Source organism: Micromonospora cremea (genome assembly GCF_900143515.1).
GTDB classification, from domain to species: Bacteria; Actinomycetota; Actinomycetes; order Mycobacteriales; family Micromonosporaceae; genus Micromonospora; species Micromonospora cremea.
In genome coordinates this window covers 760341-780953 of the sequence record NZ_FSQT01000001.1, presented here as the reverse complement: position 1 = coordinate 780953, position 20613 = coordinate 760341, and the positions used below count along the sequence as shown (strand labels likewise).

Sequence of the window (20613 nt, the reverse complement as noted above, 5' to 3'; positions counted from 1 at the left end):
GTTGGAGCGCTCCGGCAAGGGACGACCCCGTCGGGGGGAGCCTCGTCCGTGCTGTTGACTAGCGTCGGGAGATGTCGTTTCCTGTGGTCCAGCCTCCGGCGTCTTACCTGCTATGACCGTTGGCATGGGTCACGAATCACCGAGCTCGCTGACTTTTGGCTGACACGATGGCCTCGAGGTAGTCGAGCCCTCAGCCCCGACATCGCGGCAAGGACATCCGGCTGCCAGGATGGCTGACATGGGCGACGATCACCGGCACCTACTGCCCCTCGTGGACGCCTTGCTTGCCGACGGCAACGCCCTGGAACCTCATCCGGCAACCGACGAAGCCTTCCGTCCAAGCCAGGGCGGCTACTACTGCCAATTGACCAAGCCGATTGACTTCGCTGTCGTTCGCGCTCTACCACTAAGCGACAAGGTGCACCTCGTGGAGCATGCGGACTACATCTGGTGCGAGCACTGCTGGGCTGAGATCTACGGCGGCGGATACAAGCGGCCCGAGGTTGGCTAACCTGCGCATTACGAGTTCGTACCCGGCCTCTGGTCTAACGCCTGGCCTTGGCGCTCAACATGGCGGCCCTGTCCACGGTCGTCCGCTCGTGCTCGCCGGTTTGGCTGCTCCGTTGGCTGCTCCTGGTAGAACCACACCATTGCCTGGGGGCTTTCTCGAATCGCCCTGGCCTACGGTGGCCGTGACCTGCGGCCCAGCGGTCACGCTCCCCGCCAGCCCCCGTCAATCACCAACCGCGACCTACTGGCCTGGCATGGGATCTGGCACGCCGCTCCCTTGTCAGCGTGACCGGCCGACCCCGGCCGATGCCGGCCCGAGGTCACCAGCAGGCCGGGGTCGGGAGCGGACTACGAACAATCGGCACAGGCTGGCTGGGTCACGCGGGGCGGTCAGGGCGGTGGCGGGGCAACGACGGCAGACACGCCAAGCGACACGCCTATGGACGAGGTGAGGCGTAAGACGCGGTTGGTCGTCGGATCGACGTGTAGGACACCGTTAGCCAGGTTGGTGTCGATCAGCCATACGCTGTGTTGACCAGCGACAACGGCAAAGGCTGGGTCGTCGGGATCGGCAGCAGTGACCGGCAGCCGGGCGATAACCTCTGCCGTCTGCAGGTCGATCCGTACCAGTTCAGAGCGTCCTTCATCGGCGACCCACAGCGATCCGATCGCAGCTGCTGCACCAAGATCCTGCGACACGTTGGATACTTGCACCTTGTGGACCTGGGGATGTTCGGTCCCGGTCACTCTCACGGCATGGCCGCAGTTTCCCATCGCCCACACATCGTCACCCGCACTGACGACCGACATGACCAGCTCCCCGTCGGGAATCTTGATCGACGATTCCAGGGCACCAGAGTCCGGATCAAGCACCCAAATTTCCGACTTGTTCCAACCAACCGCCAACAGTCTGCTCCGAGCGTCTGAAAGGTGACCGATTTCGACGTCGACGGGAAGCTCACCTGCCACCGTCACGGTCTGCCCCTCCGGGTCCACGCGTACCAGCCGCCGGCCGCCGGCCAGCCACAGCCACCGGTCGGTTGCCGCCGCAACCGTGGCCTTGAAATCGGCCGGAAGCTGAATCGAAGACACCTTGCCGGACGTGCTCACCCGCCACAGCCGCCCCGGCTGCGCTATCCACAGCGCCCTATGCGCGTAGGACAACCGGTTATCTGCCAGCGGCCTGGCCGGCACAACCATGGCCCGCCGCGTCACCCGAGCCGTGACCGGATCGACCAACACAACGCCCCCGTCGTCCCGGTACACCCAAACCAAGCCACCGCCTACGCCGAGCACCGGCGGGAAGGCCGAACGACCGATATCGACGCGCGCTGAGACTTCGTTGGTACGCCCGTCGAAGGCGCGCAGCACACCGGACTCGTCGGCCACCCACAGCGCCTCGGCCACTGGTGAGGGCTGGCCGGGCGCCGCCGGCCCGGTCGAGTCCCGCCCGACCGGCACATTCCCGTCGCCCATGCAGTTGTCGGTCGTCGGCCGCAGCCAAGAGCACGACGCCAGGGAACTAGCCGTGATCAATGCCGCCGCACACAACACGAGCGCACGCCACCGCACATCACGCAGTCCAGCCACCGGGACACCCTGACAGAACGCAATCGCTCCTGCTACCCCCTACCACCCGCCCCGGGGTTGCGTCTCCTCCAAAAGCTGACAACTACAACCCGTGGCGGTGAAGTGGCCCTGCAACACTCCAGGGCCAACCGCCCCGCCCGCCACCGTCAAGTTTGGAAGGTGCCTTGATCTGCACCCTTGGTCGCTCGAGCAGGGCGGCAGACCAGGGGTAGCCGTAGCTTTCCGTGTCGGGCCGTCCGGTCGAGGCTCCGTTGTTGACCCCTGCTGAGGAAACCGAACGGGCATGCGTCGGGCACGCGACCGCCCCTGTGCCCCACACCTCACGGTTGGCACTGGCTCAGCTCGGTGCTACCGCACCTGCCCTGCGGCCGAGCCGGCGAGGTCGTCCAACCAGGTGGGTACGCCGACTCCGCCACCATGGCACAAGCTGAACGACACCGAACGCCACCTGAGCGGAGATGCGGTCGGGGGCCGATCTTGTTTGGTCCCGCCGAGTCCAGCCATTACCCGCCGTCGCTCACGGTTCCGGGGCGTATCCGGGGGCAGGATCGGGAGCCTGGCTCATGGGTCGGAACGGACAACAGCAGCATCCGAGCTACGGGGTCAGGTGGCACGGGCCGTCCCGGCCCCGGCCGACGAACTTCCGGCCCGGACCGGGAGTCTGGCTTGCCGAACTGAACTCGCTCGGCTATGACAGCGGCCGGATCCGGGTGTTCTGGAAGGACGTGTACAGCCACTTGCCGTGACGCTTCAGAGCGATGTTGGTGTTGATGGACAGCGCCTCCGCCGAGCAGGTGGACTCGCCGGGCCAGAGGACGCAGCCGGTACGCACGATGATCGCGATGTCGGGCTCGGAAAAGCGGGTCTGTTCAGTCAGCGTCATGATCCGGGTGCCTTGCAGGAATTCGTCGAAGTAGCGCTGCATTCCGGTGGCGATACCCTGCCGGGTGCGCAGGTGGCCGCCGTTGAACGTGACGACATCGGCGTCGGCCGTGTGGATCGCGGCGTAGGCGGAGCCATCGCCCCGGGCCCAGGCGTCCTCCTGCTTCTCCCGCAGGTGGCGCAGGGCGGTCAGGTCAGCCTGATGTGTTGCGGACGCTTGGGCCTGATCGGCGGACGCGGACGGCGAAGCTGCAGACGGCACGCTGCTGAGAAGGGCGACGGCGGCGGTGACGGCGACGCTGACGGCGACGGTGGTACGCCGCCAATGGCTGGGTGTGGTCACGTGATCCTCCGGTGAAGTGGGGCTGTCTTATTGAGGCAACCTACATGTAGCCGAACTACTTATAGATCGGGGATTTCCCTGACATTGCCGAGGTGCTCCCGGGTGGGCGGCGAGACCGTTCGGGACGAGGAGGTCGGTGCCCGATGCGTGCCCGACCTGCGGTCAACAAGGGTCAGCAACGGCGCCGGTGGGATGACGGTCCGCGACATCGGGCATCATCTGGCTCGCACGCTGGGCACTGAGCTGTCCCACGAGACGACTCCGAAGATCACCGACTCGGTCCTCGACGAGGTCAAGGCCTGCAGTCGCGGCCTCTGGAGGAGATCTACCCGATCCTCTACCTCGATGCCCTGGTAGTGAAGGTCCGTGACGGGCACCAGGTGCGCAACCGGGCCGCGCAAATCGCTGTCGGTGTCGACCTTGACGGAGTTAAGCATGTGCTCGGGATCTGGGTGCCGACCGCGCCGAGGCCGATCGGCTCCTGGATGGAGCGCGTGCCGCCGCGACAACGGGACCGAGCGTCGCCCCGACCGACCGGCTCGCCGGACTGCTCGCCGCAGCGGCCTCCCGGGGTCGCCCGGAGGAGGTGGCCGGGGAGCAGGCCGCGCTGGCGGCCTTCCGGGCGGCCCGCGCTGCCCCGGCGCCGGCAACCGCCCGGGTCCCGGGCCGCCGCCGGCTCACAGCGGGCGCCCTGGCCTGCCTTCCCCGTGTTCGAGCCGTACACGATGGGATACCAGGCCGAATGTGACCACATGGTTGATCTGAGCGAGCTGGAACGAGAAGGCCGCTCCCGATCGACGGGAGCGGCCTTCCAGCCGGGATGAGCTGAGCAGATGTCAGACGGCCGGGGCGGGCGCGCGTCGCCGGCTGACCGTTCGCACCAGGATGATGACCCAGGCCACGGCCGCGATCACGCCCGCGACGACGAACCCCGTCAGCAGCAGCCAGGTGGACCCACCCGCCGTGGCGAAGACGCCGTTGCGTGCACCGGTGTCGCGCACCGGAACGGTGTCGCCTGCCGCCAGCCCGTCGGGTTCGTCGTAGAGGATGACGTCGGTCCGCTGGCCACCACCCTCGGTAGCGGCGAAGTCGCCGTACCAGGTGCAGCTGCGCCGCCCACAGTCCTCGCGGACCGCGGTGAAGGTGCCCGGCGTACCCTGACCGGCCTTCGCCTGCCATGTCGGAACCAGATCGAAAGCGCCGAACATCAGCCCCGCGATGGCGATGACGGGCAGGCCGATCCAGACAAAAACCTTGGTCCGCCACTCGTTGATCTTGTTGGAGGTAGCCATGAGGGCGGAGGGTAGCGGGTCCCGTGGGAGTCGCGCTACCCCGAATGGCGTCCGGCGAGACCGTGCCCTCCGGGTCGCGGGGCACTCGGGTCGAGCGAGTTCACCGCTCCGCGACGGGTGTAGCTTGTTTGCCGCAGCGGGGTCCAACAACGATCGCGACGCGGGCCCGCCGGACCGGCGATCCGCCGCCGACTTGGCTACCTGTGGGGTTCCAAACCCTGCCACTTAACCTGGCCTGGGCTTCTATGCGGGCTCGTTCGTACTCGGTGATCAGCCCGCCGAGGACGGGCCGGCGTTTGATCCGCTCGTGGGTCAGGTCAACGACGGGACGGTCGGATCGCGGGGACTGCAACTGCAGGGCTCGGTGTGGCCGCCGCCCGTTGTAGTGACAGGCGCATTCACCAAGCGTTCTGCGTAGATGTCGTTCGCTGAAGATAGGCATGCGGTCGGTGACCTCGCTGCGACGAGCAGAGCCCGAACTGGTACGAGGTCACCATGTCTGACTCTGTGGCGTCGTCACCCACGTCCTCGACAGTCCGACCGTACGTGGCGGCTGCCTCCAGCCAGACCTCGTACAGCAGCTCGGTGCGGGCGGTGATCGACCAGGTTCCGTCCGGGTTGACGGTGGTCGAGCCACCGCCAATGGCCTGCCCCTGCCGTAACCAGGTATAGGCAGCGGCGCCGCCGGCGACGCCGAGCCTGCGTCCGGCGCGCTAATTCTCTGCGCGGTGACCGGATACCGGTCCAGCGCGGTGGTCGAGGCGGACGGCCACGCCTTGGGCGGCCCGCGCAGGAGCAGGCACCCAACTCGGCAGCGGTCCCTCGCCTTCTGCGAGGGACCGCTGCCGAGTGTGATCCCGACCCTTCATCTGCGCGGGACCTTCGTATCGGTTGCAACCAACAGGTCTGACACGCCAGGCGTTTTTCGTCAAAGCGCCGTATCGGATACGTCAAATCTGACCGCCAACTAGCGCCGTTGCCCGTGCGCTCAGTGCGCGTTGGCCTTTACCACGGACGGGGACTTCAGGGCCGGGACGATGAGCAGCGCCAGAACAGCCGACGCCGCAGCCGTCACCGCGGCGAAGGTGAAGCCATGAGTGAACCCGGTGCCGCTGCTGCCGGCGACACTCGCCGCGGCGATGCTGGATACCAGCGAGACTCCAAGGGCGGCGCCGAACTCGTGGAAGGTGCTGAGGAGTCCAGAGGCGACCCCGGCCTCCTCGTGGGCGACCTGCGTCAGGGCAGTCGCGGAGGAGGCGACGAAGGCGACGCCGATGCCCGCAGCGCCGATGCTCATCCCCGTCACCACCGCCGCCGAGCCGTCCCAGATTGCGGCGACCGCGGTGCCGAGCGCTGCGACCGCAAGGCCTATCCCTGCTACCGCCCGGGCGCCGAGGCGGCCGACGACGTGGCCGGCTACCTGGGCTCCGACTATCGTCGCCACGGCGACGGGCAGGAACAGCAGCCCAGTGCGCAGCGCCCCGTAACCCATGTGGTGCTGCAGGAAGAACGACCCGAGGAAGAACACTGCGATCATCAACGCCGTCGCTACCAGGATGAGGAAGGTGCCCGCGGCCACCGGCCGGCGGGTCAGGATGCGCAGGTTCATCAGTGGCGATCGCACGGTGCGTTGCACGATCGCGAACACGGCGTACAAGGCGACGGCGCCGGCCAGAGTCCCGAGGGTCGAGGCAGTCAACCAGCCCCGGTCCCCCGCGTTGATCAGCGCGTAGATCGCCGTGCCGGTGGCGGCCGTGACAAGAATGGCGCCCGGCACATCGAGACGTGCACGGCTCCCCTGCGGCAGGTCCTTCGGCAGCATCCGGGTCAGTGCCACCAGCACGATAAGGCCGATGGGCACGTTGATGTAGAACACCCACTGCCAGCCAGGGCCAGCGGTCAGGACACCACCGAGCAGGACACCGATTGCTGAGCCTCCACCGCCGAGCGCGGACCAGATGCCGAGTGCCTTGTTGCGCTCCTGCCCGTGGAACGTTCTCGCCACCACCGACAGCGCTGCGGGCGACAGCATCGCGGCGCCGACGCCTTGCGCGATCCGCCCACCGATCAGCATCGCGGCACCAGCGGCCAGGCCGGTGAGCAGGGACGCCATAGTGAACAGAAGCAAGCCGAGCAGCACCACGCGGCGGGAGCCGAACAGATCCGCCGCCCGCCCGCCGAGCAGCATCAGGCCGCCGAACATCAAGGTGTAGGCACTGACCACCCAGGTCAGTGTGTCGCGCTCCAGGCCGAGGTCCGCGCCGATGTGCGGCAGCGCGATCGCCACCACGGTGACATCCAGGATGAGCATGAACTGCGCGATGCCCAGCAGTGCCAGCATCCGCCAGCGGGTTGGATTGGCGGCGGTGGTTTCCGGTTGGTCGACGGCCTGTGCGGACACGGCGCCCCCTCCATCTCGAACAGGACTGTTTGATTTCCGTCGGGTACGGTAACTCGCACAGCACTGTTCGACAAGGGAGTTCGTGTGACGGGAGCGAAGCAGGCGAAGGGTCCGGCCAGGCGAGCCGATGCGCAGCGCAGTATCGCGGCGATTCTCGAGGCCGCTGTGAGCGCTTTGAGCCGCAACCCGGAGGCCAGCGTCAGCGAGATCGCGAAGGCGGCCGGCGTCGGCCGAGTCACGCTCTACGGCCACTTCCCGAACCGGGTCGACCTGGTGGAGGCGGCGCTCGCCAGCGCCATCGAGAAGGGCCACGCGGCGCTCGATTCAGTTGACCTGACCGGCGATCCCCGGCAGGCGCTCGCCCGGCTGATTGACTCCAGCTGGCTCTTGGTCAACCGGTCCCGCTCCCTGTTGCTCGCGGCTCAGGGAGTTCTTCCACCAGGACGGATCCGAATCCTTCATGCCGGCCCTGTGGAGCGCGTCGAAGGCCTTGTAAAGCGTGGCCGGGACGAGGGTGTGTTCAGGAGCGATCTCTCCACTCCCTGGTTGGTCGGGGTTTTGCACAGCGTGATGCACAACGCTGCCGATGAGATCAACGCCGGCCGTCTGGACTCCGAGAAGGCCGCCGCGTTCATCACCGCGACCGTGCTGGCGGCCTTCACCCCGCCGGGAAGTCGTGTTCCCGGTTGAGTCGGCAGCTCGGCTAGTGTCGTGCGTTGGAAATTCGCCATCTAATTGTAGGCTGTGTGGATGGCGGGTCGTGGGCGTCCGAAGACCGAGTTGATTCTCAGCGAGGATGAGCGTTCGACGTTGCGGCGTTGGGCGCAACGGGCGAAGTCGTCGCAAGCCCTCGCCTTGCGGTGTCGGATCGTGTTGGCGTGTGCTGACGGCTTATCCAATGTGGAGGTTGCTGACCGTCTGGGGGTGGACCGCACCACGGTCGGTAAGTGGCGGTCGCGGTTTCTCGCTCGGCGGTTGGACGGCCTTGTCGATGAGGATCGGCCGGGCCGTCCGCCGTCGGTCACGCTGGATCAGGTCGAGGACGTGGTGGTGGCGACCCTGGAGCAGACCCCGCGCAACGCCACGCACTGGTCGCGGACTTCGATGGCCGAGCGGACCGGGCTGTCGAAGTCCACGATCGGTCGGATCTGGCGCGACTTCGGCCTCAAACCGCACCGGGCGCAGACGTTCAAGCTGTCCACCGACCCACTGTTCGTGGACAAGGTCGTCGACGTGGTGGGGCTGTACCACAACCCGCCCGAGCGGGCGGTGGTCCTCTGTGTGGACGAGAAGAGCCAGGTCCAAGCCCTGGACCGGTCGCAGCCGGTGCTGCCGATGATGCCCGGCATGCCCGAACGACGCACGCACGACTACGTGCGCAACGGCATCACCAGCCTGTTCGCCGCGTTCACCATCGCCGACGGCACGGTGATCAGCGAACTGCACCGCCAGCACCGCGCCACCGAGTTCAAGAAGTTCCTGACCACGATCGACAAGGCCGTGCCGGCCGAGCTGGACGTCCACCTGGTCTGCGACAACTACGGCACCCACAAAACCCCAGCCATCAAGGCCTGGCTGGCCCGCCACCCCCGCTTCCACGTGCACTTCACCCCGACCGGATCCTCATGGATCAACCAGGTCGAACGCTGGTTCGGCTACCTCACCGAACAACTCATCCGCCGCGGCGTCCACAAGAGCGTCCAAGCCCTCGAAGCCGACATCCGAGCCTGGATCCGGAGCTGGAACAACAACCCGAAACCGTTCGTGTGGGCCAAGACCGCCGAGGAAATCCTCGACTCCCTCGCCCGATATTGTCGACGTATTTCCGACGCGGGACACTAGTGCCTTGACCACAAACGTTGGCCGGGTTGGGTGACACACCGGGTCGGGTCCGCACGGTGGCGACGGGTGCGGTTGAGGCTGTGTGGGTGGCAGAACCAGTTCGAGTACGCCGGTTAAGTGATCAAGAGGGTCAGCGGCTGCAACGCCTCGTGCGGTACCGCAGAGCAAGCTGACCGGGCCCCAAGCCCCAGCTCAGAGCCAGTGAAGCCATTTTGAAGCACTACGCGGCCTACCCGACCTTCCGGTCGGCACGCAGGTGCGAGTGCTGCCGATCCACGCGTGCGCGACGGCCACACAGCACGACGTTTATCAGGTACGCGAGCCCGGCACGCGGACGGTCCGCGCGGGCTGGCCACGACTGCGCGGCTGGTAGCGCCGGCCACCGGGGCACCAAGCAGGGGTCGAGGACACCATCGCTCAGGCCTCCCCCATCGTGCCGACCCTCGACTCGACAGCGTCGCCCGGCGTACGCCCGACGGCGTACCGAAACGCGTTGACGAGGCGGTAGCCCCCGGGCGGGGTCCGGAACCGTCGGGCGGCGGCGATCACCGTGGGTGCCACGGTAGCCATGGTGGCTGGATCTTCGCCCAACAGCACGCCCCGGACGAGCGCGTCGTCATCGGGTGCGTGCCAGGGGACCTCGACGAGCCCCGCGGACACGACGTCGAGACCCCCGGCGCCGAGCAACTCGCCGAGACCACCGGGTTGCCATAGTCCGCCGACGGGTCGCGGCTGCTCGCCGGCGGCGTACGCGACGGCGTCCTCGATCGTGTTCAGGTCGTTGCGGGCGGCCTCGGCCCAGTTGGAGATCGCGACGAGGCCGCCGGGCGCCGCGACGCGGACGAACTCGGTGAGGGCGTCAAGGATGTCGTCGGCAAATTGCAGGGCGTTGAACGACGTCACCAGGTCGAACTCCCCGTCCGGCCAGGGAAGCTGCTCAGCACGGCCGAGCCGGATGTCGGCCCCGGTCGCCCGGGCCCGGGCGACCTCGACCATGCCGGGCGCCGGGTCAACGCCCGCCGTCGAGGCGCCGAGCCGGTCGAGGTACGCGAGGAGTTCGCCGCTGCCGCACCCCACGTCGAGCACGCGCGAGCCCGGGCCGATCCCGCTCGCCTGGACCACGGCACTCCAGGCGGGCTCGGGGAACCCGCCCCAGGACTCGGCCCAGCCGGCGGCGACGGCGGACCAGCAGTCCAGATCCGCTCCGTCCATCTCGCTCCTCCATGAATTGACCGGGCGCGTCCGGGCGATGTGTCAGCCAGAGTTCAAGCCCTGGCCCGTCTCCCGCGCCGCCTTCTCGACGCCGGCCAGGTGAGAACCGCGGCTCAGCCGCCCAGCAAGATCGTCCCGCACGACCCACCGGTAGTAGTCGTCCCGATGACCTCGGTACGACCAGCCAGGAGCGTGTTCCCGGTCGAACCCGACCGGGAACACGCCACATGGCTGGTCGGTTCAACCACCAAACCTCAGGTAGGCGTTCATGTCCGAGCGATTGGCAAAGGGCTAACCGCCCGTATCACGAAGCCCGATCCTGGTTCTCGCACGATGTTACCGGGTGGCCGAGTTGGTGATGGTCACATTCGTCAGCGTTGCGCTACCGTGAGCGCCACTCATGGCTAATATGCCGGCGCCCTTATTGGACTTGTCGAAGGCCGCGGGCATCCCGTCGGCCGACCGACTGTCACCGCACTCGCTGCGGCACGCGTTCGCCGCCTCGGCCCGCGCCGAGGGGGTGCCACTGGAGGACGTGCAGGACGCGATGGGCCACGCCGACCCGCGCACCCGCCGCTACGACCGCGACCGGCACAACCTCGACCGCGGCCCCGCCCACGTCCTCGCCAAGCGCCGAGCATCCCGGCAGACAGAGCCAGCCGCACCGACCGATGCCAGCGAGGACGGCGCGGCGTAAGCGCGCACCAACGGCAGCGGTATCGGCGCGCAGCGGACGGCACAACAATACGGCCCGTCGATGGGCCTGCCCGGAACCGGCACCAACGACGGGGGCGACATCATCACCACGCAGATCGGCATCGATCTGAGCCACCGGATCGCACCGGACGAATTGAGCTCGAACGACATCGACTACGCGATTCGGGCCAAGTTGCTGGATCTGTACCTGACACCCGGCGCCGTACAGGTGAAACTCCGGAAGTGACCAGGACCGCCCGCTGGGTGATCGTGGCGGTGACCGCGGTATTCGCTGTCACCGCCACCGCCTGGTTCCTCGCGCGCGACGACGAGCCGGCCGACGACCGGCCGGTGTTCGACCTCGACCGGCTGGTCCTGACCGACCCGCCGGCCGGGGTCGTGGGCGATCCGGCCCGCGGGAGCGTCGAACGCACCTGGAGCGACCCGGCCACCGCCGTGCCGAACCTGATCCGGCGGTGGTCGGCCCAGGGCCGGGAGCCGGAACTCACGCAACGCGTCGACCGGCACCGCAGCGCGGCGGAGGCGGAACAGAGCCGCCGATCCGACGACCTGGCGGAGCAGATCGCGCGGCAGCTCGGCAGAGAAGCGGTGATCGCCGACTGCCGGCTGCCGCTGTCCGCATCCGCGTCCGCCGTCTCCTGCGCCGGCACCGACCGGGCCGGCTGCAAGATCTAGGTCTACTAGGCCCGCTACGGCCAGTACACCGTGAGCCTCCAATACAGCAGCCTGTGCCGGGGTTCCGCCCACCCGGTTCGAGGCCCACGTGCGGGCGGTGGACGACCACCTGGCGGCGGCGTTCCGGCCGTGATCGGCGCTCAAGTCCGCCGGGAGCCCGCGTACGGCCGGAAGCTGCCACCCTCCGTCGCCGGGGCCGGCTGGTCGGCGCCCGGGGGTGGTATGGGGTAACCGCATGGAACAGGACGCGCGGCTACTTCAGGCCTCGTCGTTCGGCGCAGCGGCGGTCGCATACGCCGAGCATCGCCCGGACTACGCGCCGGCCGCGGTGCGCTGGGCGCTGGAGCCCGCGCCCGGCCCGCGAGTGGCTCTGTTGCGTAGCCGTTTGTAGGCCCGGGAGACTGTTGACGCATGAGGCACGGGCGGACGATGGCAGGACTGCGCGACATCCTGACCGAATGCGCCTGGTCGGCAGGCAAGCCCCGCAGCTACATCGGCGCCCAGTTCCACCGCCTCCACCGCCGGTTCGGCAAGAACGGTGGCGGCAAGGCTGCCATCGCAGCCGCCCATACCCTCATCGTGGTCGTCTGGCACGTCCTGCACGACCAGGCCCCCTACCGCGAACTCGGCCACGATTACTTCATCCGCCACAACCACCCCGAGGCCGCGAAGCGCCGCCTGATCCACAACCTCGAAGCTCTCGGCTACCACGTCCAGCTCACCGCCACCGCCTCAGCAGCGACAAGAACCCACCCCGGCTCCGCCGGGGTGCTGCCGCCTGCCCACGCAAGGTCCAGTTTCATCTCAGAACCGGACGTGCCCGATTTCCGGGCAACCGGCTCAAGCAAACCCTGAAGGCTTGCTCTGATGCTTTGTGCGCCCTCGGGCGCGTCGAGCTAAGGGCGCGGACCGGCGATCGTGACGGCGATCGTCGTCGACGGCCGACGGTGCGACCGGGGTCCGCCGAGACCGGCGAACCCCGTCAACGGTCGGCGAGGGCGCGGCGGACTGGACGCGTACGTTGGTGCGGTGGCTACCATCGCGAGAGTGCCGATCACGGCCCGTACGGTGCGGCTGCTCATGCCGGTGGCCGCGCTGCTGTTCCTGGGCCTCGCACTGCTGATCCGCGTCGTCGACGACGGGGCACTGCGGCAATACTCCGGCACCGCGCTGTACGCGTCGATGGTCTGGGCCGGGGTGCTGTTCCTGCGACCGCGAACCGCGCCGGTGCCGGCCGGGATGGTCGCCACCGTCTTCTGCTGGGTGGTGGAGTGCGCGCAGCTGACCGGGGTGCCGGCCGAACTGTCGGCCCAGAGCCTCGCAGCGAGACTGGCGCTCGGTGTGCAGTTCGACCCCGTCGACCTGGCCTGGTATCCGGCCGGCGTGGCTCCCCTGGTGGTGCTGCACCACCTGCTGCGCGCCCGAACCCGCCCCGCGTCGCGACTGCCGCGCGACGTCGTACCGCCACCGGCTGCCCTCCCGGTTGACACCCGCCCGTAGCTGCCATCGGAGCCGCCGCGGCACCTCGCGTCCCACTTGTCGCAGGAATGGCGCGTACGCGCTCCATCGCCCGCAGCGCAAGGCGCCTGGGGTTCTCGAACGAGACATCGGACTCGTCCGCATCCTCCGTACCGGTCTCGGGCAGCGCCGCGAGCACCCGCTCAAGGCCAAGGAGCTCGTCGACGTTTCCAGCCTTTAGATAGCCCAGGTTCTGTTAGCTTCGTCTGCCGTCGCTGGTCTGCCCGACTGGCACGAGGGTTGCGAGCAGGTCTTCCAGTGTCCATTCCGGGGACTCGAGCAGTTCCCACAGGAGTATGTGGGCGCTCTGGCCCGCGCAGATCCCAGAAGGCGTAGGCATACCGGGCGATGTCCGACGCCTCATGTAGCTTCCGGGCCGACGCTGATCGTAGGTGTGCCTCGAGTGCGGCCGACACGACGCGGCTCGCGTCCGCCAGCCATCCATGCCTCGCGGTGCGGTGCCGGCAGGGCGGGCCCGACGGTGTCCGGCCCGCCCCACGAGTGACTACTGCGCGATCAGCCTGCGTCCGGTGTCGACGTCAACGCAGGTGGAACGCCCGTACCCGGTCGAGCTCGGCCTGGGTGACCGGCAGGACCGTCCCGTGCCGCGGGCGGGAGGGCAGCTGGTAGTTGGTCGACATCGTCCACTCGCCGCTGTCGAGGTCGGTGCTTTCGAACGGCACGTAGCCGCGGCCACCGAACTCGTCGATGAACAGGTACCACTTGTCCTCGGTGTTGGATTTGAAGATCGTCGGCCCCTCACCTTGGTTGATGCCGGGCTCGCCGTCGTCGCCCTTGCCGATGCAGTCGGCGACGAAGTCCCAGTCGAGGTCTCGCAGCTCGGTCGACTTCTCCGCGGTGATGAACTTGCTGCACGGTGTGGTCGAGGTGTTGTTCCGCTCGTCCTTGGTGAACCGGTAGAAGGTGTCGCCTTCCTTGATCACCGTGGAGTCGATGACCGAGTAACCGGGGTCGACCCACACCTGGGGCTCAGAGAAGGTGCGGAAGTCGCGGGTGGTGGCGTACATCATCCGGTTGTAGGTGCCGCCGGTGTGGTTTGGGTCGTCCTGGCTGTAGAGCTTGGATGCCCAGAAGACGACGTAGGCGCCGATCGACTCGTCGTAGTAGGCCTCCGGTGCCCAGGTGTTGCCCGCGGTGTCCGGCGATACCCGGACGTGCCGCTGCTCGGACCAGTTGACCAGGTCGGTGGACTCCCAGACCTCGATGTACTTGCTGCCGGTGCGCTGGGCGGCGTCCCAGTTGCCATTGCCGAAGATTTTGAGGTCGGTGGCGATGAGGTAGAACTTGTCGCCCTCGGGCGAGCGGATGATGAAGGGGTCGCGGACACCCTTGTCACCGAAGGTGGAGGTAAGGATCGGCTGTCCGCCGTTGAGCTCGTCCCAATGCAGAGGGTCGTTGCCGCGGCTGGCGGCGAGGTAGATCTGCTCGCCGTTGGCGGAGCCTTCGCCGGTGAAGTAGGGGAACGCGTATCCCTTGAGCGGCTCCCGCTTCGGCAGTGGCCGGACCGTGAGGTCGAAGCGCCGCTTGGTTTGCTCATTGCCGAGACGCACGGTCGCGGTGAGCTTGACGGCTACGGGCTGGGCGCCGTACGCGGGACGCGTGACCTCGCCGGTTGGCGTGACGCTCTCGGGCTCTGTCGTCTTCCAGGAGATGGCGGTGCCGTGCAGCCCGGAAGTGGGCAGCGTGATGTTGCCGCGGATGTCGTCGGCGTTCCACACACGCAGGGCGTCAGCTGCTTCGGTGACCTTCTCCTGAGCCGTCAGTTCGGCCGGTACTACGACCGTGAACTGCTTGTCCTGGTGGACCTCGCCAGAGGCGATGGTGGCGGTGAGAACGACGGTGGAGTCGTCGTTGCCCGGGGCGGGTCGGGTGACGGTGCCGTCGGGGGCGACCACGGCATCGTCGCTGGAAGCCCAGGTGATGTGCGAACCGTTCGGTCCCGTGGTGGGCAGGGTGAGGTTGTCGGTGACGGCCGAGGTGTCGCCGAGGTCGAGGGCGGCGATGTCGCGGGCGACGCGCTCGGGGTCACTGACCGCGTTGAGTTCCAACACCTCGGCAGCGGTCAGGGCGTGGTCGTAGAGCCGGAAGTCGCGGACCTGGCCCTTGACGTACTTGTCGCCGCTGTAGAGGGAGCGGCCGATGTAATTTGCCGTGGTTGTGCCGCCGCCGATTGCGCCGGGCGTGATAGTCACCCCGGTCTTGCGGGCTACCTCCACGCCGTCCTCGTAGAGCACGGCGGCGCCGCCGTCAAGGGTGTAGGTGAGAGTCTTCCACTGCTCGCGAACGACGTTGTGGTTGGCGGACACGGTCTGCTCGGTGGACCAGTTCCCGGTCGCGATCGAGGTGCGGTAGGCGTTTCCGGTGGTAAATAGGTAGCCGTTGCCCGCCCCGTTGCTGCTGTTGCCCAAGCCCCAGATGAAGTAGGGGCTGGCCTGGTCGGCAGCGATCCGTACGTCGAGCGATACCGTGATCTGCGAAAGATCACGCATCAGGTTGTCGGGCAGCTTGACGTGACCGTTGGTACCCCCGAGCTGCAGGCCCTCGGCGCCGCGCCAGGTGATGTCACCACTGACGGCGGCATTCCGACCGTTCCCGGACGTGTCGGTAACGGTGCCACCTGCTGTCTGGTCCATCGGGTAGTGCACGATCAGGCCGTCGGCGGGGACCGCCTCCCCGTGGGCCGCCGAGGTGCCCAGACTCAGGCCGATTCCGGCGAGGGCGAGGGGCATGGCGAGACGTAGGAGCCGGCGGCGTGGGCCGGCGCGGTAGCTCGATTGCAACATGGACGTCGTTCTCCTGTCGGGCGACGCGCAGGTCGTCCGCCAGTGGCCAGGGTGTAGGGGTGTTGACGTCGACCCTTCCCCGCTGAGGCGGAGGATGCGGCGGGTGGTCAATGGTTAGCGTTAACATATGAATGTCAACATCTTGTGTCAATCATCAAAATTTCGTCGTCGTGGGGTTGACGCCATCCCTGTTAGCGCTCGCGCCCTGGGCCATGTGAGGCCAGTCGTGTGCGGTCCATCGGTCTTCTTCACGGCCGCGACAGTGCCGGCGTTCAGGGTGCGCGACCGAGCGCGCTCTGCCGGACCACCAGGTCTGGCGGGATGACGGTCGAGCTGCCGCTCTCGCCGTCTCCCTCGATCTCGGCGAGCAGGATCTCGAGGCTGCGTTGCCCGACTTCGCGGAACGGCTGACTGACGGTGGTCAACGGGGGCGTCATGTACGCGGCCTCCGGGATGTCGTCGAAGCCCACGATGCTGACGTCCTCGGGCACCCGGACACCGGCCTCGTGCAGCGCCCGGAGCACACCCAACGCCGTTGAGTCGTTGGCTGCGAACACGGCGGTGGCGACGCCGGCCTTGGCTATCGTCTGGCCAGCAAGGTAACCCGATTTTGCGCTCCAGTCACCGGGCAGCGCCTTCGGCGCCGTCCGGCCCTGTGCCTCCAGCGCGGCCAGCCAGCCCTCCACACGACCGTTCGCCTCGCTCCAGTCGGTCGGACCACGCACGTGGTGCACGGTCTCGTGGCCGAGCGATAGCAGGTAGTCGGTGAGCATGCGGGCGCCGAGCACCTGGTCTACCGAGACGCTGGTGACGTGCGGAAGCGCACTCTCCACCGCGACGACGGGCAGGTTCGTCGGCACAGCACGGATGAGCGCGACCGCAGCGGAGGCCTGCGGGGCGATGAGGACCAGTCCCTCCACGGACTGGTCGACCAGGCGCTGCACGGCCTGCGCCGCCGCCTCGGGCGTCGGACGACGCAAAATCGCGACGCTGACGGCGTACCCCGCGTCCTCGGCCGCGTGCTCGATGCCACTGAGCGTGGAGGCAGGCCCGTACAGCGTGGTATCGAAGCAGACGACGCCGAGTGTCTGGGACCGGCGGGTGACCAGGCTGCGCGCGGCGCTGTTGCGCCGGTAGCCAAGCTGCTCGATAGCGAGTTGGACCCGCTCGCGAGTCTCCGGCCGGACCGTCTCCGGCTTGTTGAGAACCCGGGAAACGGTCATGTGGGAGACGCCCGCCAGCCGCGCGACATCACTCATCAGCGGCAACCGACGGTTGCTCGACACGCTCACTCCGATCGCTTCCAGCCGTGCCGTCTATGGCTCATCATGCTCGATTCCCACCGTTCCATCACGTTCACCACTACTGCCCGCACTGGACGACGACCTTGAGCCCGTCGCGCGCCGCCGCCCCAGCCATCCCTCGCACACATCGCTCAGGCCGAAGGCGGCGGTGATGATCGCCGTCGGACCGATCAGCCGGCGGGCAGGCGAGGCGGTGAGTCGACAGCGGATTTATGCTCGCATATATCACCCACCGCGACCACCACCTCCGTGCTGGAGCCGTTCGTTTTGTCAGACACTTCGTGCCACAGATCAATTTTCCAAAGTAGTGCGGGCATCCGACGCTCCTATTCGTCCGCGCTCGACTCGATCGCCGCAATCGTCCATGACACAGTCGTGGACTCGCCAGGATCGAGAAGGATGAGGTCCTGGTGAGAGTTGAAGGCATCGGGCGGGCAAGTCATGGGTTCGACCGCGAGTCCGACGCGATCGTGGGTTGTTCCCGGCAGGTCAGCGGTGTGGACCTGCACCCATCGGCACCTGTGATCCCATGTCATTTGGACACCGGAACCGGAGTCGTTGGTCACGCGAACGGCATACCGCCCGTTCGCATCGGCGCGCAGATCCGTAAAGGCATGGTCGATACGCGCGTCGGCGATACGGCGTGGGACCCGGAAATCGAAGCGGGCGGGTTCGTCCTCGTCCACCGCGCGCATGCCTGCCGGTATCAGGCGGTCCGCGGTCACTGCGGAGACCTGATCCGCCGGCAGTTCCAGCGTCCAGGCGTCGAGGGAACCCGGTCCCGCGACGAGGTAGGGGTGCGGTCCGGTGCCGAATGGAGCGGTCTGCGCGCCGAGGTTGGTCGCGCGCACCGTCTGCGTGAGTCCGGAGCCATTCAGGGCGTAGGTGGTCTCGAGCCCGACCTGGAAGGGATAGCCAGCCTGTGCCTCGATCGTGGTGGCGAGCACGACGTGGCCGGATCCCTTTTCGATTTGTTTGAAGTCGAGCCACGCGGCAAGGCCATGGAGCGCGTGACCGCGGGATGGCTCCGTCAGCGCGAGGATCTGTTCCAGCCCGGCGAACGTGTAACGGCCGTCCACCACGCGGTTGGGCCATGGTGCCAGCGTGGCACCCCGATAAGCGGGCCGCACCTGATCCGCCTCAAAGGGCACCACGAGGTCACGCGCTTGGAACCGCAGCACCCGCAGCGAGGCACCGACGCTGGCGATTGTCGCGGTGTAGTGGCCAGCACGGATGGTGTGCTGCGTGCCTGAAAGCGGTGCGGCTCCGCTCATAGTCCCTGGCTCAGACGGTAGTAGGCCTGGTTCCACCGGAGCTCTCGCTGGAAGTCCCGGACGGTCGTCTTCTCGTCGATGACGACGAGCTCGGTCTTCGCGATCTCGGCAAAGTCACGGAACACGTCGATCCCCACGGCAGTCGTCATGACGGTGTGGTGGGCGGCACCGGCGGCGAGCCAGCACGCTGCCGAGGTCGCGAAGTCGGGCTGGGGGCGCCACACGGCGCGGCCGACCGGGAGCTTCGGCAGGTCGGGAGCCTGAACGTTCTCGACGACGTTCGCGACGAGCCGGAAGCGGTCGCGCACGTCGCTCATCGCGACGACGAGGGCGGGGCCGGGAGCCGCCGTGAAGACCAGGCGGACCGGGTCCTCCTTGCCGCCGATGCCCAGCGGGTGGATCTCCAGGCGCGGCTTCGTGGTCGCGAGCGACGGCGAGACCTCAAGCATGTGGGCGCCGAGGATGCGCTCCGAGCCGGGCACGAGATCGTACGTGTAGTCCTCCATGAGACTCGCGCCGCCGGGAAGACCCGCGCCCATCACGTTCGCGACGCGGACGAGAATCGCGGTCTTCCAGTCGCCCTCCGCCCCGAAGCCGTAGCCCTCGGCCATGAGGCGCTGCACCGCGAGCCCCGGTAGCTGCTTCAGCGTGCCAAGGTCCTCGAAGCTCGTGGTGAACGCCCCGAAACCGCCCTCCTCGAGGAACGAACGCAGGCCGAGCTCGATCGCGGCGCCGTTGCGCAGCGACGCGTGCCGCTCGCCGCCGGCCCGCAGCTCGGGGACGACGTCGTACGTCTGCTCGTACTCTGCGACCAGGGCGTCGATGTCGGCGTCGGCTGCCGCGTCGACAGCATCGGCCAGCTCGTTGACGCCCCACGTGTTCACCTGCACGCCGAAGCGCAGCTCGGCCTCCACCTTGTCGCCCTCCGTGACGGCCACGTAGCGCATGTTGTCGCCGAACCGGGCGAGCTTGAGGCTGTGGACCGCCGCCCACCCCGCGGCCGCGCGCTGCCAGTCCTCGACCTGCCGGACGACCTGCGGGTTCGAGACGTGGCCGACGACCGTCTTGCGCGCCACGCCGAGGCGCGTCTGGATGTAGCCGAATTCGCGATCGCCGTGCGCGGCCTGGTTCAGGTTCATGAAGTCGAAGTCGATGTCGCTCCACGGCAGCTCGACGTTCGCCTGCGTGTGCATGTGCAGGATCGGCTTCTGCAGCGCGTCAAGTCCAGCGATCCACATCTTGGCGGGGCTGAACGTGTGCATCCACACCACGACGCCGATGACACCGTCCGCCGCGTTCGCCTCGAGAGCAAGGCGCCGGATGGCGTCGGAGCTGGTGAGGACGGGCTTCCAAACGACGCGGACCGGCACGCCGGCGCCGAGCTCGTCGGCGATCACGCGGGACTGCTCGGCGACCTGGCGGAGCGTCTCCTCGCCGTACAGGTCCTGGCTCCCGGTAAGGAACCACACCTCATAGGACTCGAAGGACGTGGCGAGCGCGGTGCGGGTCATGCGTAGATCTCTTCCTGCTCGGGCGCGTTTGCGGCGGGGGTGGCGCGGCGGGCATCATCGGCCTGCCCGTACACGTTCTGGTAGCGGTCGTAGAGGCGGTCGATCGCCTCCTGCGGAATCGGGATGAGGGTGCCCGCCTCACGGGCGAGGTGCACGGTGCGCGCGACATCCTCGACCATGACGGCGGCCTTCACGGCGTCCTTCGGCGTCGCCCCGATCGTGAACGGCCCGTGGTTCTGCATCAGTACGGCCCGCGAGCGATGGCCCGTGAGGGTCTCGACGATGCCGCGGCCGATCGAGTCGTCACCGATGATCGCGAACGGCCCGATCGGGATGGGCCCCCCGAACTCGTCCGCCATCGCGGTGATGACACAAGGGATCTCCTCGCCGCGCGCCGCCCACCCCACCGCGTAGGTGGAGTGCGTGTGCACGACACCGCCCACGCCGGCCATGTGGCGGTACACGTATGCGTGTGCCGCGGTGTCGCTCGAGGGTACCCGCTCGCTGCCGGGGGTCTCGGGGATGACGGTGCCGTCCAGGTCGCAGAGGATCATGTTCTCGGGCGCCAGCGCGTCGTAAGAGACGCCGGACGGCTTGATGACGAACAGATCGGCGCCCGGGACCCGGCCCGACACGTTGCCGGCCGTCCAGACGACGAGCCCGTACCGGGTCAGCTCCCCGTGGAGGCGCGCCACCTCCACCCGGGTGGCTTCGATTGCCGATTGCACGTCATGGCTG

At 67.9% G+C, this 20613-nt stretch carries 17 protein-coding genes and 3 pseudogenes; 10 read left to right on the top strand and 10 right to left on the bottom strand.

The genetic code is table 11. The features are described 5' to 3' along the window. The first annotated feature begins 238 nt into the window (after nucleotides 1-238). Complete coding sequence (locus BUS84_RS03540) at nucleotides 239-511, top strand: hypothetical protein (protein ID WP_143728204.1); 273 nt, start codon at nucleotides 239-241, stop codon at nucleotides 509-511. A 389-nt stretch (nucleotides 512-900) separates the two neighbouring features. Here the strand turns inward: BUS84_RS03540 and BUS84_RS03535 are convergent, their stop codons facing one another. After that, nucleotides 901-2100: an NHL repeat-containing protein gene (locus tag BUS84_RS03535; RefSeq protein ID WP_143728203.1), complete on the bottom strand. Its 1200-nt coding sequence runs from the start codon at nucleotides 2098-2100 to the stop codon at nucleotides 901-903. Nucleotides 2101-2788: 688 nt separating this feature from the next. Continuing rightward, on the bottom strand, nucleotides 2789-3325 hold the full coding sequence (locus BUS84_RS03530; RefSeq protein ID WP_084757137.1) for an SgcJ/EcaC family oxidoreductase: 537 nt from the start codon (nucleotides 3323-3325) through the stop codon (nucleotides 2789-2791). A gap of 174 nt (nucleotides 3326-3499) precedes the next feature. On the opposite strand from BUS84_RS03530, the pseudogene BUS84_RS03525 reads away from it, so the two are divergent. Then, nucleotides 3500-3780: pseudogene (locus tag BUS84_RS03525) on the top strand (transposase); the annotation flags it as partial. Nucleotides 3781-4161: 381 nt separating this feature from the next. Here the strand turns inward: BUS84_RS03525 and BUS84_RS03520 are convergent. Next, nucleotides 4162-4617 (bottom strand): hypothetical protein, encoded by a 456-nt coding sequence (locus tag BUS84_RS03520; protein WP_074308697.1) that lies wholly within the window; start codon nucleotides 4615-4617, stop codon nucleotides 4162-4164. Nucleotides 4618-5605: 988 nt separating this feature from the next. Beyond that, nucleotides 5606-7018, bottom strand: coding sequence for an MFS transporter (locus tag BUS84_RS03510; protein ID WP_244298353.1), 1413 nt, complete (start codon nucleotides 7016-7018; stop codon nucleotides 5606-5608). 84 nt (nucleotides 7019-7102) lie between these two features. On the opposite strand from BUS84_RS03510, the gene BUS84_RS03505 reads away from it, so the two are divergent. The 3 genes and pseudogenes from BUS84_RS03505 to BUS84_RS37195 form a co-directional block, all read left to right on the top strand. Further along, nucleotides 7103-7708, top strand: coding sequence for a TetR/AcrR family transcriptional regulator (locus BUS84_RS03505; RefSeq protein ID WP_074308694.1), 606 nt, complete (start codon nucleotides 7103-7105; stop codon nucleotides 7706-7708). A 60-nt stretch (nucleotides 7709-7768) separates the two neighbouring features. Continuing rightward, nucleotides 7769-8860: an IS630 family transposase gene (locus BUS84_RS03500; RefSeq protein WP_074308691.1), complete on the top strand. Its 1092-nt coding sequence runs from the start codon at nucleotides 7769-7771 to the stop codon at nucleotides 8858-8860. A 244-nt stretch (nucleotides 8861-9104) separates the two neighbouring features. Next, a pseudogene (locus BUS84_RS37195) lies at nucleotides 9105-9233 on the top strand (DSD1 family PLP-dependent enzyme); the annotation flags it as partial. Nucleotides 9234-9277: 44 nt separating this feature from the next. Here the strand turns inward: BUS84_RS37195 and BUS84_RS03490 are convergent. Beyond that, complete coding sequence (locus BUS84_RS03490; RefSeq protein WP_074308688.1) at nucleotides 9278-10072, bottom strand: class I SAM-dependent methyltransferase; 795 nt, start codon at nucleotides 10070-10072, stop codon at nucleotides 9278-9280. A 430-nt stretch (nucleotides 10073-10502) separates the two neighbouring features. On the opposite strand from BUS84_RS03490, the pseudogene BUS84_RS03480 reads away from it, so the two are divergent. The 5 genes and pseudogenes from BUS84_RS03480 to BUS84_RS03455 all read left to right on the top strand — a co-directional run. Further along, a pseudogene (locus BUS84_RS03480) lies at nucleotides 10503-10769 on the top strand (site-specific integrase); the annotation flags it as partial. A 60-nt stretch (nucleotides 10770-10829) separates the two neighbouring features. After that, nucleotides 10830-11015, top strand: a complete 186-nt coding sequence (locus tag BUS84_RS03475; RefSeq protein WP_074308684.1) for a hypothetical protein — start codon at nucleotides 10830-10832, stop codon at nucleotides 11013-11015. Beyond that, the gene (locus BUS84_RS03470; protein ID WP_074308682.1) at nucleotides 11012-11464 is read left to right on the top strand and encodes a hypothetical protein; all 453 of its coding nucleotides are present in this window, start codon (nucleotides 11012-11014) and stop codon (nucleotides 11462-11464) included. Before BUS84_RS03475 ends, BUS84_RS03470 begins: the two co-directional genes overlap by 4 nt. 429 nt (nucleotides 11465-11893) lie before the next feature. Continuing rightward, on the top strand, nucleotides 11894-12319 hold the full coding sequence (locus BUS84_RS03460) for a hypothetical protein (RefSeq protein ID WP_074308680.1): 426 nt from the start codon (nucleotides 11894-11896) through the stop codon (nucleotides 12317-12319). Between the two features lie 192 nt (nucleotides 12320-12511). Next, nucleotides 12512-12964: a ribosomal maturation YjgA family protein gene (locus BUS84_RS03455; protein WP_074308678.1), complete on the top strand. Its 453-nt coding sequence runs from the start codon at nucleotides 12512-12514 to the stop codon at nucleotides 12962-12964. 557 nt (nucleotides 12965-13521) lie between these two features. On the opposite strand, the gene BUS84_RS40545 is transcribed toward BUS84_RS03455, so the two are convergent. From BUS84_RS40545 to BUS84_RS03430, 5 genes are all read right to left on the bottom strand, one after another. Next, on the bottom strand, nucleotides 13522-15786 hold the full coding sequence (locus BUS84_RS40545) for an immunoglobulin-like domain-containing protein (protein ID WP_074308677.1): 2265 nt from the start codon (nucleotides 15784-15786) through the stop codon (nucleotides 13522-13524). 272 nt (nucleotides 15787-16058) lie between these two features. Then, a complete protein-coding gene (locus BUS84_RS03445) occupies nucleotides 16059-17045 on the bottom strand; it encodes a LacI family DNA-binding transcriptional regulator (protein ID WP_074311991.1) in 987 nt (328 codons plus the stop codon). 371 nt (nucleotides 17046-17416) lie between these two features. Further along, nucleotides 17417-18364 (bottom strand): aldose 1-epimerase family protein, encoded by a 948-nt coding sequence (locus BUS84_RS03440; RefSeq protein WP_074308675.1) that lies wholly within the window; start codon nucleotides 18362-18364, stop codon nucleotides 17417-17419. Next, nucleotides 18361-19875, bottom strand: coding sequence for an L-arabinose isomerase (araA, locus tag BUS84_RS03435; protein WP_074308673.1), 1515 nt, complete (start codon nucleotides 19873-19875; stop codon nucleotides 18361-18363). Before araA ends, BUS84_RS03440 begins: the two co-directional genes overlap by 4 nt. After that, nucleotides 19872-20603, bottom strand: a complete 732-nt coding sequence (locus BUS84_RS03430) for an L-ribulose-5-phosphate 4-epimerase (RefSeq protein WP_208869626.1) — start codon at nucleotides 20601-20603, stop codon at nucleotides 19872-19874. Before BUS84_RS03430 ends, araA begins: the two co-directional genes overlap by 4 nt. Between the last annotated feature and the right edge of the window lie 10 nt (nucleotides 20604-20613).